This is a genomic window from Sedimenticola hydrogenitrophicus (assembly GCF_029017505.1).
GTDB lineage: Bacteria > Pseudomonadota > Gammaproteobacteria > Chromatiales > Chromatiaceae > Sedimenticola > Sedimenticola hydrogenitrophicus_A.
The window spans coordinates 1-13,944 of sequence record NZ_JAQGEI010000061.1 but is presented as its reverse complement, the minus strand read 5'-3'; the positions used below and the strand labels follow the sequence as shown (position 1 = coordinate 13,944).

12 protein-coding genes are annotated in these 13,944 nt (G+C 57.0%); all 12 read right to left on the bottom strand.

What is annotated here, in order from left to right:
- Positions 1–50 precede the first annotated feature (50 nt).
- Entirely contained in the window at positions 51–350 is a 300-nt protein-coding gene (locus O9K64_RS22770) for a hypothetical protein (RefSeq protein ID WP_275100420.1), read from the bottom strand.
- Entirely contained in the window at positions 343–1,854 is a 1,512-nt protein-coding gene (tnpC, locus tag O9K64_RS22765) for an IS66 family transposase (RefSeq protein ID WP_275100418.1), read from the bottom strand. Before tnpC ends, O9K64_RS22770 begins: the two co-directional genes overlap by 8 nt.
- A 59-nt stretch (positions 1,855–1,913) precedes the next feature.
- Positions 1,914–2,276 carry an IS66 family insertion sequence element accessory protein TnpB gene (gene tnpB, locus O9K64_RS22760; RefSeq protein WP_275100417.1) on the bottom strand — a complete coding sequence of 121 codons (363 nt, stop codon included), beginning with the start codon at positions 2,274–2,276 and terminating at the stop codon, positions 1,914–1,916.
- Positions 2,276–2,572 carry an IS66 family insertion sequence element accessory protein TnpA gene (tnpA, locus tag O9K64_RS22755; protein ID WP_275100416.1) on the bottom strand — a complete coding sequence of 99 codons (297 nt, stop codon included), beginning with the start codon at positions 2,570–2,572 and terminating at the stop codon, positions 2,276–2,278. The genes tnpB and tnpA overlap by 1 nt, the downstream gene beginning before the upstream one ends.
- Before the next feature lie 28 nt (positions 2,573–2,600).
- Positions 2,601–3,812, bottom strand: coding sequence for a hypothetical protein (locus O9K64_RS22750; RefSeq protein WP_275100415.1), 1,212 nt, complete (start codon positions 3,810–3,812; stop codon positions 2,601–2,603).
- A 31-nt stretch (positions 3,813–3,843) separates the two neighbouring features.
- Positions 3,844–4,230 (bottom strand): hypothetical protein, encoded by a 387-nt coding sequence (locus tag O9K64_RS22745; protein ID WP_275100414.1) that lies wholly within the window; start codon positions 4,228–4,230, stop codon positions 3,844–3,846.
- A gap of 10 nt (positions 4,231–4,240) precedes the next feature.
- Positions 4,241–8,080: an RHS repeat-associated core domain-containing protein gene (locus tag O9K64_RS22740; RefSeq protein WP_275100413.1), complete on the bottom strand. Its 3,840-nt coding sequence runs from the start codon at positions 8,078–8,080 to the stop codon at positions 4,241–4,243.
- A gap of 129 nt (positions 8,081–8,209) precedes the next feature.
- Positions 8,210–8,446: a hypothetical protein gene (locus O9K64_RS22735; RefSeq protein ID WP_275100412.1), complete on the bottom strand. Its 237-nt coding sequence runs from the start codon at positions 8,444–8,446 to the stop codon at positions 8,210–8,212.
- Positions 8,447–8,533: 87 nt separating this feature from the next.
- A complete protein-coding gene (locus tag O9K64_RS22730; RefSeq protein WP_275100411.1) occupies positions 8,534–9,007 on the bottom strand; it encodes a hypothetical protein in 474 nt (157 codons plus the stop codon).
- Between the two features lie 49 nt (positions 9,008–9,056).
- Entirely contained in the window at positions 9,057–12,623 is a 3,567-nt protein-coding gene (locus O9K64_RS22725; protein ID WP_275100410.1) for an RHS repeat-associated core domain-containing protein, read from the bottom strand.
- A 120-nt stretch (positions 12,624–12,743) separates the two neighbouring features.
- Positions 12,744–13,343, bottom strand: a complete 600-nt coding sequence (locus tag O9K64_RS22720; protein ID WP_275100409.1) for a tetratricopeptide repeat protein — start codon at positions 13,341–13,343, stop codon at positions 12,744–12,746.
- On the bottom strand, positions 13,340–13,944 hold a 605-nt coding region (locus O9K64_RS22715; RefSeq protein WP_275100408.1), incomplete at its 5' end, for an RHS repeat-associated core domain-containing protein. The genes O9K64_RS22715 and O9K64_RS22720, both read right to left, overlap by 4 nt.

The following is a 13,944-nucleotide window of genomic DNA, read 5'->3' as shown; positions in this document are numbered from 1 at the left end:
GTAACCGATCAATATAAGACCCGGTTGCCGCTCTGGGCCGCTTGAGGTAGCTACTTTGATGGCCGCATGGAGCGGAACAGGCTCACGATCTCCCTCAGATCCGCTTCATCCATGTGCTGGTAGTCATCGAAGCTGTCCAGGGTGTAACGCTGCAGTATGGCGTTTACCTGAACGATCCGATTGAAGATCTTGTGCCGGTGCTTCGAGCGCAGGCCTTCCAGCACCACGGTGGTGTAGGCCGCGCCCACGAGGTGCGCCTTTTGCCACAGCGGTATCGAACGATCCGCTGCGATGCGCTCAACCTCCCGGGCACTGGCATTCCAGCTCGCATAGGCGTCCTTGTCAGCCATGGGCGGCAGCCCCCATCACATCTGAGAGCAAGGGGTTTGCAGCAAACCGCGCCTTCCAACAGCGTGGGGTCAGTGCCACCACGTCTCGGGCCGGGTGCCGGCTGACGCGCTGGAGCACATCCACCAGATAGTCGTAGGGGTTGATGCCGTGCAGACGGCAGGTCACCATCAGGCTTTGCAGCATGCCCAGCTGTTCGGCACCCAGTTCGCTCCAGCAGAACAGGTGATTCTTGCGTCCCATCGGGATGACGCGCAAGGCACGCTCCAGGTGATTGGTGTCGATGGCGACTCTCGGATTGTTCAGGAATACGCGCAGCGAAGCCTCTCGCTCGTGGACATATACCAGCGCTTTGGTGAGCGGGTTGGATGGCAGCAGTTCCGGGCGCTGTCGCTGTTCGCTCACCCAGGTAAAGAAGGCATCGACAATCGGCACACTGTGCTTCAATCGCCAGGCGGCGATCTCATCCGGGGGGAGCGCTCTTGCCCGGATGCTCGCCTCGACCTGGTAGAGCCGGGCAATCAGGTTCAGGGCGTGCTGTGCCAGCGCGGGTTCCATGGCCAGCGCCCGCTCAAAGGCGCGACGACTGTGTGCCCAGCAATTGGCGTGGGTAATCCGGACCTCATTGCTGTTCAGATGAGAGACCACGCGGCTGTAGGCATCGTAACCATCGGTGAGCAGTGTGCCGGTGAAGCCGCGCAGTTGCTGTTCGGCATGCTGTCGGCCGCGGCTGGCGGACCACGTAAACACGACCTCATCCCGGTCACCATGAATGGGCCAGAAGTAGCTTTGCTTCATCTGCCCCGGGCCTTTGCGGCCCGCCTTCATCGGGACTTCATCCATGGCAATCACGGCGCTGTCCAGGACGCTCTGCCACTGAGCCCGGTAGATCGGCTCCAGCAGGGCAATGCCACGAGACAGGTAGTTGAGCAGCGTCGAGCGACTCAGCACGATACCGCTGTTGAGCAGGCGCTGGTGCTGGCGATGCAGCGGCAGGTGATACACCGCCTTGTCTACCATCAGGCCAGCCAGCAGGGAGACATCGGCATAGCCGCCCTCCAGCACATTGTCCGGAGCGGGCGGCGTGAGCAGCGTCAGGTCATGCTTGTCCCGCAATACCGGGCGTCGGTAAATCAGCACATGGTAGATACTGCGCTGTTGCGCGAGCCGCACACTCTCCTTGTACCCGATCACCTCGAAGCGAGCAGCCTGTTCGCCCTGTAGCTCCGGCGCCGGAACGTCGATGACGGTCTGCGGCACCGTCTCATCGAAGCGCAGGCCGGTGTCGTTGACCTCGTTGCCGCAACGCCGGGTACGACGCCGGTGTTCGGCGATGACCTTGCTCGGTTGTGCAGGCGCCTGAGGCTCGACATCCTCGCGCGAGAACAGACTGGCCTGGTCCGGGTTGGAGAGCAGTTGCTTCTCGGACTTGCGGCCAAACAGCTGCCGCTTGAACCAGTCCAGTTGCCTCTTGAGACGATGATTCTCCGCCTCCAGTTCGGCCATGCGCACCGCCGCTGACGGCAGGTTAGCGGGTGTGGGCAACGTGAAAGGGGATGGCGAAGTCATGGCGCTGATTTTACCATGCCGGAGCGCTGATAGCGCTTGTGTCGCCGGACTTTTTGCCAGTCTATTCCACTGATCAGGCACTGCAACTGGGCACTGTCGAGCTCGAGCTTGTCGCCGCTGTTCGACACCGACTGAAAGCGGCCCTGTTCCAGTCGCTTGGCCCAGATGCAAAACCCGCCGCCGTGGAAATACAGGATCTTCATCTGGGTACGACGGCGGTTGACGAAGACAAACCAGTCACCACTACTGGCCTGCAGCGACAACTGATTCTGGGCAATGGCCGCCAGTCCGTCAAAGCTGCGGCGCATATCCACAGGCGGTTGGTACAGCCAGATGTGTGCCGTGCTCGAGAACAACATCAGGCGGCACGCATGCGTAGCTGGACGCCACCTGGCAACACGAGCTCAATCTCCCAAGTGCGTTCGTGCTCATCGTTCAGGTCGGCAAGGTGAATCGGCAACCAGTCAGCCGAGGGGGTTTCCTGCTCAGACGCCTCCACAGATTTGGACAACTTTTGACGCCAGCGGATGAAGGTTCCATAGGCAAGACCGTTGTTCTCGCAGAAGGCAGTGGCCGACAGCCCGCTCTCGGAAAACCGCGTCATGATCTCGCGCCATTGTGATACGGACCGGCGGATGCGTTGAGGTTTGCTCATGTCTGACTCCCAAGGTGTGAATGAGAGCTCAGAGTATCCGGGGATGACCGCTTTGGGCAGACGTCTCAGATTGAACGCTTACGGCGTCATAGCGGTACTCGGTCACCCGCTGTTGCGGGGTATCCGCCGCCTCGGTCTGGGTGAGCAGGTTGCCTTGGGGATCGTAGGCGTAGCGGGTGATGTGGCCGTTCTCATCGATCTTTTCCGTCACCTGGGAGGTGGTCACGTCGTAGCGGTAGTGGACCGTACTGCCGTCGGGATAGGTGATCTGTTTTAGATTATCGAACAGGTCGTACTGCTTGATGGTCTTCAGGCCGCGGCGATCGGTGCGGGTACGCGTGTGCAGCTGGCTGTCCTCCGCCAGCACAAAGGTGTCCACCTGGTTCACCGCGGTGCGGATCAGTTGGCCTTCACTGTCGTACCAGCGTTCCGTCAGTTTATTGTCGGGGTCGACCTGGCGGATGTAGAACTGCTTTTTGGTTTTGTCGTAATCATAGTCGTAGCTGCTGCCGATGCCCTCGGCGTCTTTTTCACCGAGCAGACGGCCGGTCGGGTTGTAGCTCAGGGTGCTGACCCGCCCTTCGGCATCGGTGCGGCTGGTCATACGGCCATCACTGTAGCTGTAGCGCCAGCGGTTACCCAGCACGTCGATCACTTCCGTGAGTTGCCCCCCGCTGTAGCGGTACTCCACCGGGTGGTTGTCCTTGTCACGCACGAAGACCAGCTGCCCGGCCGCGTCGTACTCGTAGGTCAGGACGGGGTTGCCCAGATGGTCCAGCACCGCCGTACGGCGTCCTTCCGTGTCGAACTGGAAGCTCACCTGGATATTGTTGCGATCACCGTAGGCCAGGATGCGCCCGTTGGCATCGTAGTCGATCCAGTTGCCCTGCCGGTCCTGCCAACGGTACCCGCTCTCGGTCTTGTGGATACTGTAGCGGCGGCCAAAGCGGTAGGTGGTCGAGCCACTGCTCTCCGGTGCATAGCGATCCCCGTTGCGCTCGATCGCCGCGACCCCGCCGCTGACGGTGTCCTGCTCCAGCTTCAACGGCTCCCAGGCCCGGTTGAACGTCCAGGCCCCCTGGTACCAGGTGCGCCGCGCCGTCACCGTCCCCCCCAGCACCTTGACCGACAGGTCGTCCACATTGAGGAAGTACTCGCCGTGCGGCAGCCGCACATCGGCCTGGGCCGCTTGTCCCAACAGCAGCAGGGCGAAGAGTAGGCAGCTGGCCGTCGACTTCATGTGCCATTGCTTGGTTAATTAATCCTCTCTTTCAATGACATTTTTTAATATCATCAATTGTCTGGATATAATCAAACTTTAACATATTTTTATCCATCACCTCTGGCGCATGTTCTTTTACTTGTTGTTCAATAAACGCCTTACAACCCCTATCATTGATACAAGTTTCCAAGCTATCCAGTAGAGCACTGGCAGTAAGCTCTGCATTGCATTTTGCTAATTGATAATTTCCTTCACGGACATTAACTGCAATGTCTCTGTAGGTTGTATAGTGTCCCAACATCACCTGATACTTAACTTTGTTGTATTGTTTAAATACATTATCTTCTATGCTCTTTCGACCAATAAACATTCCCACTATTAGGACGGCTATATTGCTTATTAGTATGATAATTATCACAAATGTTTTTTTGTGCACGCTAATATCCTTACAAACCTGGTAATGGTTCATCAAATTCTGGATTCCAATTTTCCTCTATACACACACACGGAGTTTCAGGGTCTCTCATAACGGGCTCAGAAGAATATCTCTCCAGAATGTAGGGATCGCCGCATTTTGGAACGCATCGCCATTTTGTACAGATAAACATGTCGTCAGGCAAGCAACCCCATATACCAAGGGCACAAAGAATACCTTTGATACCGACTCCGGGATCCTCATGTGCTTTACCTTTCTCTTTGGCTTCTTTGACAGGATCTGGTATTGGTCGAGGATATGGATTATTTCTAGGTTTCTTTGATTTTTTTCTTTTTTTATGCTTCCCATAAGACTTGCCTATCAAACCATATTCATCTAAGTACATAAGAGGATTATTGTTCGCATATGCAAATATATTACCCCCTCCACCTAACCCAATCGGATCCCCCTGCACATACCGCCCTATGGTGGGATCATAATCCCTGAAGTAGTTGTAGTACGTCCCCGTCTCCGCATCATAATACTGCCCCGGGAACCGCAACGGATTGGCCCACGCCTGGTTGGTCTCGGTCACTTCGCCGAACGCCCGGTACTCCCCGGCCCACACCGTCGCGCCGTTGCTCTGTACCAGCCGCTGCGGCGTACCCAGGTGGTCGGTCTGGTAGAAGGCGTAGCCTTGATCGGTTTTTGTGTAGAGCGGATTCGTCGTCCAGGTACCGTCCGGCTCATAGCCGTACTGCTGGATCGCCGTGCCGCCGCTGTCGTATTCGCCGGCCAGCCCTTCGTCGGTGTAGTGGAAGTAGCGGGTTTCTGTCGGGGTGGTCTTTTGGATCCGCCGGCCCAGGGGGTCGTAGCGGTATTCGCCGATCAGGCCGCCCGTATCGGTCTCGACCTTTTGTAGCCGGCCTTCGGCGTTGTAGATACTTTTTGTGGTATTGGCCCCTGCGGTCTTTTGGGTGGTATGGCCCGCCTGGTCGTACTGGTAGCTGGTGGTGGGACTGGTTTGCAGCCGGTCGTTCTCATCATAGCTCCAGCTGCCCGGGGTGAGGTTGTCCGCGGTGCGGTTGCCGTTGGCATCGTAATCCCAGCCTTCGGTCTCCAGGGGGCTTTGGGCCTCGATCAGCCGCTGCAGGTTGTCGTATTGGTAGTCGTAGGTGCGCTGTTCGGTGACACGCTGGGTGATGTTGCCGGTCTTGTCGTAGTCGTATTGGTAGTCCAGCAGCGGGTTCGTTGCCGGGTCCAGGGCCAGGATGCGGGTCGGGCGCAGCAGCGGGTCGTAGTCGATCGTCCGGCTGCCACCGCCGTGGTAGAGCAGTTTCTTCGGCCGGTTCCACTGGTATTCGGCATAGTTCAGGCTCCCCAGCGCCGGGATCGCGATGCGTTGCAGGCGGTTTTTGTCCCAGTGGTATTGGGTGATTTGGCCGTCCGGCCCGGTGTAGCTCAGTTTGTTCCCCGCCGCATCATAGCTGTAGCTGTAGCTCAGGCTGAACCCGCCATAATTCGTGGTCTCCTGGGTTTTGCGGTTGTTTTTGTCGTACTGGTAACTGGCGCTCAGGCTGCCGTCGCTGTAACCGGTCAGGTTGCCGTTGGCGTCGTAGCTGTAGCTGACGGTGCGTTCCGGGATGGTCTGTCCCAGAGCATAGTGCTTTTGTTCGACCAGACGGTTGGCGTTGTCGTAGGTTTGGGTGCTCTTGCGGCCATCCGGGTCCAGGGTCTCGATCAGGTTGCCGGCCGCGTCATAGGTGTAACTGATCGTCTGCTCACCGGGGCGGATCTCCCGGGTTTTGCGGTTGTTTTTGTCGTAGCGGTATGCGGTGGTGTGATTATTCGGGTCGGTGACCCCGAGCAGGTTGTCCCGGTTGTCGTACTGGAACCGGGTCGACTGGCCCAGCGGGTCGATCAGCTCGATCAGCCGATCCAGGGCATCGTAGCGGTACTGGGTCACCCGGCCCTCGGCGTCGGTGCTTTTTGTTTTGTTACCGGCGGCGTCATAGTCCGTTTTTGTAATTTCCTGATGGGTCCCCAGGTGGTTGATGGTTTGGGATTTCCGATTACGCTTATCATAGTTGAAGGTCTGCAGGAAGGTGGGGTACTGGATCCGGTTGAGCTGGCCCGGATAGCGGGTGGTGCCACTGGCCCCACCCCCCTGCTCGCTGCTATCGCCATAGCCCAGGGCGGTGACGTTGCCCGCCGCATCGGTCTGCTGGATCAGCCGCCCCTCGGCGTCATAGCTCAGACGCTGACGGTTGCCCAGAGGATCCACGGTGGCGGTCAGTCGTCCCCCCGGGCTGTAACTGAACGCCGTATCCACCCCCAGGTTCTTGGCATTGCCCAGCGGCGCATCGGCCAGCTTCAGCCCGCCGCTCAGTTGGTACTCCAGGGTGCTGGTGTGGCCCAGCGGGTCGGTGACGCTCGTGCGCAGGTTGCGGATGTCGTAACCGTACTGGGTGACGTTGTTCTTGGCATCGGTCACCGTGACCGGGTTACCCACCTTGTCGTAGTCGATCGTGGTGGTATGGCCCAGTGGGTCCTGTCGGCTCAACTGCCGGCCGGCCAGGTCGTAGCCGGCCTGGCTGGTGTGATTGTTGGGGTCGGTCCGGGTCAGGATCTGGCCCCGGGCATCGTGGGTAAAGGTGGTGGTCTGGCCCTCGGGGTCGGTCAGGGTGATGAGGTTGCCCCAGGCATCGTAGCCGTAGGTGGTGATCGCCTCGGCGGTCTGGGCATCCGCCAGCCGTTTGGACTCGATGCGCCGGCCGTAGGCGTCGTAGCGGTATTCGGTGATCCGCTGCTGCGGGGTGTCCGCCGCCTCGATCCGTTGCAGCAGGTTGCCTTGGGGATCGTAGGCGTAACGGGTGATGTGGCCGTTCTCGTCGATCTTTTCTGTCACCTGGGAGGTGGTCACGTCGTAGCGGTAGTGGACCGTACTGCCGTCGGGATAGGTGATCTGTTTGAGGTTGTCGAACAGGTCGTACTGCTTGATGGTTTTGAGCCCCCGGCGATCGGTACTGGTGCGCGTGTGCAGCTGGGTATCCTGCACCAGCACAAAGGTGTCCACCTGGTTCACCGCGGTGCGGATCAGTTGGCCTTCACTGTCGTACCACCGCTCGGTCAGTTTGTTGTCGGGATCGACCTGGCGGATGTAGAACTGTTTTTTGGTCTTGTCATAGTCGTAGTCGTAGGTGCTGCCGATGCCCTCGGCGTCTTTTTCACCGAGCAGACGGCCGGTCGGGTTGTAGCTCAGGGTGCTGACCCGCCCTTCGGCATCGGTGCGGCTGGTCATACGGCCATCACTGTAGCTGTAGCGCCAGCGGTTACCCAGCACGTCGATCACTTCGGTAAGTTGCCCCCCGCTGTAGCGGTACTCCACCGGGTGGTTGTCCTTGTCACGCACAAAGACCAGCTGCCCGGCCGTGTCGTACGCGTAGCTCAGGACGGGGTTGCCCAGATGATCCAGCACCGCCGCACGGCGTCCCTCCGCGTCGAACTGGAAGCTGACCTGGATGTTGTTGCGATCACCGTAGGCCAGGATGCGCCCGTTGGCATCGTAGTCGATCCAGTTGCCCCGGCGGTCCTGCCAACGGTAGCCGGTCCCGGTCTGGTGGATGCTGTAGCGGCGACCAAAGCGGTAGGTGGTCGAGCCACTGCTCTCCGGTGCGTAGCGATCCCCGTTGCGCTCGATCACCGCGACCCCGCCGCTGACGGTGTCCTGCTCCAGCTTCAACGGCTCCCAGGCCCGGTTGAACGTCCAGGTTCCCCGGTACCAGGTGCGCCGCGCCGTCACCGTCCCCCCCAGCACCTTGACCGACAGGTCGTCCACATTGAGGAAGTACTCGCCATGGGGCAGCCGCACAATCGTAATCCCAGCCTTCGGTCTCCAGGGGGCTTTGGGCCTCGATCAACCGTTGCAGGTTGTCGTACTGGTAGTCGTAGGTGCGCTGTTCGGTGGCGCGCTGGGTGATGTTGCCGGTCTTGTCGTAGTCTATTGATAGTCCAGCAGCGGGTTGGTCGCCGGGTCCAGGGCCAGGATGCGGGTCGGGCGCAGCAGCGGGTCATACTCGATCGTCCGGTCATAGCTATAGCTGTAGCTCAGGCTGAACCCGCCATAATGCGTGCTCTCCTGGAGCTTGCGGTTGGTGGCGTCGTACTGGTAACTGGCGCTCAGGCTGCCGTCGCTGTAACCGGTCAGGTTGCCGTTGGCGTCACGGTTACGTTGCACTTAAGTAAGTGCCATTCTCATCTGACCCAGCATGTTCTTCATTATAAAGTTTCATCTGACCCCACATATTATTCTGTCCCCTTTAGTTTATTTACATCCAATGTTTATTAAAAAATCAGTTGCATCAGTATCATTATGGTTCTCAGAGAGATAATTTGCGAAGGAAATGATTACTCTTATCTGCCCAAGGGTGAATTTCAACTTACTCCCAAAGCCTAACCCATCCCTGATTTTTTCATCACCTATGTCGTCACCAAGAATACTTAGGAATGTAGATGGCAACACATCAGCGTTATAATAATCATCCAGAATACTAAGTATAAAAACTGGCATATAGTAAACAAATGCATTGCTGGAGAAAAAGAATAATATATCTTCTCGTAGAGGTATATCTTTCATTGACTCCATCACCGTTACCCAATGTTTCCTTCCAAATACTGTTTCAATATATAAACACTCTTCATGCCTACATTTTTCATCGTAAAGAAGTGGCAAGCTGCCATTGAACTCACCAGAATCAAACTCTCTGATAACTGCATTTCTCAGTGCATCTAATTCCATAACCTTAACTTCCTTAACTTTGTGGCATTACAATCAGTGGGCAACACCCCTACTCGCAAAGCGGAGAACTAGGATCACAGACTTCTTCTCTAATGCGTTCATAACATTTTGCAACATTTTTTATAACTTCTCGCAACTCTTTGTAGTGCCGTGCGTCACCACCCCTGAAACACGTCGCCATTAATCTCCATCGTGCCATAAGACATTGCTGCCCATTGTTTAGGCGCTCCCTAAGAGTTGGACAATCTGACACGTTTTGGCAACTACGCTTTTTACCACACCACTCAAGCTTTTCATTCACCAAATTATTATATTGGCTCCATGTACAGTCGCCTGGGGGATTTAATCTTTCACCTGGCAAAACTCCTTCACACAATTTAGGAAATAGCTCACATAATTTTGGAACAATAATCAAGCCACTTGGGTCTGTAAACACTACCGGGTTTGCTGCAGTGTAAATATATAAGTTCAACCCACCCTCTAACCCAATCGGATCCCCCTGCACATACCGCCCTACGGTTGGATCATAATCCCTGAAGTAGTTGTAGTACGTCCCCGTCTCCGCATCATAGTACTGCCCCGGGAACCGCAACGGATTGGCCCACACCTGGTTCGTCTCGGTCACCTCGCCGAACGCCCGGTACTCCCCCGCCCACACCGTCGCACCGTTGCTCTGCACCAGCCGCTGTGGCGTGCCCAGGTGGTCGGTCTGGTAAAAGGCGTAGCCTTGATTGGTTTTTGTGTAGAGCGGATTCGTCGTCCAGGTGCTGTCCGGCTCATAGCCGTACTGCTGGATCGGACTACCACTGTCATTATATTCGCCGGCCAGCCCTTCGTCGGTGTAGTGGAAGTAGCGGGTTTCTGTCGGGGTGGTCTTTTGGATCCGCCGGCCCAGGGGGTCGTAGCGGTATTCGCCGATCAGGTCGCCCGTATCGGTCTCTACCCGGATCAGTCGGCCTTCGGCGTTGTAGATGCTGTTTGTGGTCGTGCCCCCTGCGCTCTTTTGGGTGGTATGACCCGCCTGGTCGTACTGGTAGGTGGTTGTCGGACTGGCCTGCAGCCGGTCGTTTTCATCATAGCTCCAACTGCCCGGGGTGAGATTATCCGCGGTGCGGTTGCCGTTGGCATCATAATCCCAGCCTTCGGTCTCCAGGGGGCTTTGGGCCTCGATCAACCGCTGCAGGCCGTCGTACTGGTAGTTGTAGGTGCGCTGTTCGGTGGCCCGCCGGGTGATGTTGCCGGTCTTGTCGTAGTCGTATTGGTAGTCCAGCAGCGGGTTCGTTGCCGGGTCCAGGGCCAGGATGCGGGTCGGGCGCAGCAGCGGGTCATAGTCGATGGTCCGGCTGCCGCCGCCGTGGTAGAGCAGTTTCTTCGGCCGGTTCCACTGGTATTCGGCATAGTTCAGACTCCCCAGCGCCGGGATGGCGATGCGTTGCAGGCGGTTTTGGTCCCAGTGGTATTGGGTGATTTGGCCGTCCGGCCCGGTGTAGCTCAGCTTGTTCCCCGCCGCATCATAGCTGTAGCTGTGGCTCAGGCTGAACCCGCCGTAGTTGGTGCTCTCCTGGGTTTTGCGGTTGTTTTTATCGTACTGGTAACTGGCGCTGAGACTGCCGTCGCTGTAGCCGGTCAGGTTGTCGTTGGCGTCGTAGCTGTAGCTGACGGTGCGTTCCGGGATGGTCTGTCCCGGAGCATAGTGCTTTTGTTCGACCAGACGGTTGGCATTGTCGTAGGTTTGGGTGCTCTTGCGGCCATCCGGGTCCAGGGTCTCGATCAGGTTGCCGGCCGCGTCATAGGTGTAACTGATCGTCTGCTCACCGGGGCGGATCTCCCGGGTTTTGCGGTTGTTTTTGTCGTAGCGGTATGCGGTGGTGTGATTATTCGGGTCGGTGACCCCGAGCAGGTTGTCCCGGTTGTCGTACTGGAACCGGGTCGACTGGCCCAGCGGGTCGATCAGCTCGATCAGCCGATCCAGGGCATCGTAGCGGTATTCGGTCACCCGGCCCTCGGCGTCGGTGCTTTTGCTTTTGTTACCGGCGGCGTCATATTCAGTTTTTGTAATCTCTTGATGGGTCCCCAGGTGGTTGATGGTTTGGGATTTCCGATTACGCTTATCATAGTCGAAGGTCTGCAGGAAGGTGGGGTATTGGATCCGGTTGACCTGGCCCGGATAGCGGGTGGTGCCACTGGCCCCGCCCCCCTGTTCACTGCTGTCGCCATAACCCAGGGCGGTGACGTTGCCCGCCGCATCGGTCTGCTGGATCAGCCGCCCCTCGGCGTCATAGCTCAGACGCTGACGGTTGCCCAGAGGATCCACGGTGGCGGTCAGCCGTCCCCCCGGGCTGTAACTGAACGCCGTATCCACCCCCAGGTTCTTGGCATTGCCCAGCGGTGCATCGGCCAGGCTCAGCCCACCACTCAGTTGGTACTCCAGGGTGGTGGTGTGGCCCAGCGGGTCGGTGACGCTCGTGCGCAGGTTGCGAATGTCGTAACCGTACTGGGTGACGTTGAGCTTGGCATCGGTGACTTTAATCGGGTTACCCACCTTGTCATAGTCGATCGTGGCGGCATGGCCCAGCGGGTCCTGTCGGCTTAGTTGCCGGCCGGCCAGGTCGTAGCCGGCCTGGCTGGTGTGGCCGTTGGGATCGCTCCGGGTCAGGATCTGGCCCCGGGCATCGTGGGTAAAGGTGGTGGTCTGGCCCTCGGGGTCGGTCAGCGTGATGAGGTTGCCCCAGGTATCGTAGCCGTAGGTGGTGAGCGCCTCGGCGGTCTGGGCATCCCCCAGCCGTTTGGACTCGATGCGCCGGCCGTAGGCGTCGTAGCGGTATTCGGTGATCCGCTGTTGCGGGGTATCGGCCGCCTCGATCCGTTGCAGCAGGTTGCCTTGGGGATCGTAGGTGTAGCGGGTGAGGTGGCCGTTCTCGTCGATCTTTTCCGTCACCTGGGAGGTGGTCACGTCGTAGCGGTAGTGGACCGTACTGCCGTCGGGATAGGTGATCTGCTTCAGGTTGTCGAACAGGTCGTACTGTTTGATGGTCTTCAGCCCACGGCGGTCTGTACTGGTGCGCGTGTGCAGCTGGCTGTCCTCCACCAGCACAAAGGTGTCCACCTGGTTCACCGCGGTGCGGATCAGTTGGCCTTCACTGTCGTACCACCGCTCGGTCAGTTTGTTGTCGGGATCGACCTGGCGGATGTAGAACTGCTTTTTGGTCTTGTCATAGTCGTAGTCGTAGGTGCTGCCGATGCCCTCGGCGTCTTTTTCACTGAGCAGACGGCCGGTCGGGTTGTAGCTCAGGGTGCTGACCCGCCCTTCGGCATCGGTGCGGCTGACCATGCGCCCATCACTGTAGCTGTAGCGCCAGCGGTTGCCCAGCACGTCGATCACTTCGGTGAGTTGCCCCCCGCTGTAGCGGTACTCCACCGGGTGGTTGTCCTTGTCACGCACAAAGACCAGGTGCCCGGCCGTGTCGTACTCGTAGGTCAGGACGGGGTTGCCCAGATGATCCAGTACCGCCGTACGACGTCCTTCCGTATCGAACTGGAAGCTCACCTGGATGTTATTGCGATCACCGTAGGCCAGGATGCGCCCGTTGGCATCATAGTCCTCTGAGTTCAACATCGGCACGGCGTGGAAGTGCCATATCACTCCTCCTTGAGCCATGCAGGTATTCAATCCAGAAAACCTTCTCACAAGACTACGGTATCGGCAAGTTCGGCCGATACCACTAATCCTGGGTTGTTACTCTGACCCTGAACTCTGCTCAAATTTCCACAGTTTTTTCTTTTCAGCCATTCTCTCAATTGCATTCTTTGCTTCAGTCACTATATCTGCCCTATGCACCATTCCTACACTAGTAATATGAGTACCGTAGTCATCTTCTAATTTCATACATGCTTGAATGGCGTCCTTATAATTTTGTGTTTTTACTAAAGCAAACGATTTATAAAAGTAAAGAGCCTGAAAGTAGTAATGCTCGGAATTGTCTTCGCAAAGAGCAATCCCTCTATCCGCCGCAGTGATTGCTTCTCTATACAGCCCGAGACTTACTGACAATCTCGCTAGATCATAGAAATCACTAGGCTCCTCCGAAGGAAATTCAGCTAGATACCTTCTTACAGAAAGTGCATCTTCAAAGCGCCTTGAAGCCTCTAAGATATCCGCTTTCTCTCGATATCCAACCCATGCTTCCGGATAGATAGAGATAAACTCGTCACTTTTAACTAGTGCCAAGTCATACTGCTTTCTATCATACAGTGACCGAATTTTTTCTATACGCTTCCGTATATCTTTAATACATTCGTCATTTTGCATAGTAGTTAATTCTTGGGCACGGCTCATCGTATTTTGTTACCGCCACAACGCTGACTTACTAATCCAGCAGCACACTTCTCGATATCATTTCCTCTACCTATGACACCTCTGACACTCCTTTTCTTTCTTCTGCCGGCGGCCTGTTCCAGTTCTTCCATCATAAGACTACGACAAATTCTTCTTGCATTCTGCCATTCTGCCTCACAATCTTCATCTTCAGGATCTGAAGGGCATTGATTCGGGCCAACATCATCAGCAGCAGATTCAGGAACATCACCCTCAATATCGTCCCATACTTCTGACGCCATTCCTATTCCGCCAGCAACAGCAGCATGTTGTACTGCCCTCGTGGCTATGGCTCGCGCAACGGTTGAAACAACAACTGGAACGCCTACGCAGATTAGCCCACCTGCCGGACATAAGCCATGTGGATCCGAATAACTAAGTGGATTTCCTTCAACATAGGCGTATGTATTCAACCCACCCACAAGCCCAATCGGATCCCCCTGCACATAACGCCCTAGGGTCGGATCATAATCCCTGAAGTAGTTGTAGTACGTCCCCGTCTCCTGATCATAATACTGCCCCGGGAACCGCAACGGATTGGCCCACGCCTGATTCGTCTCGC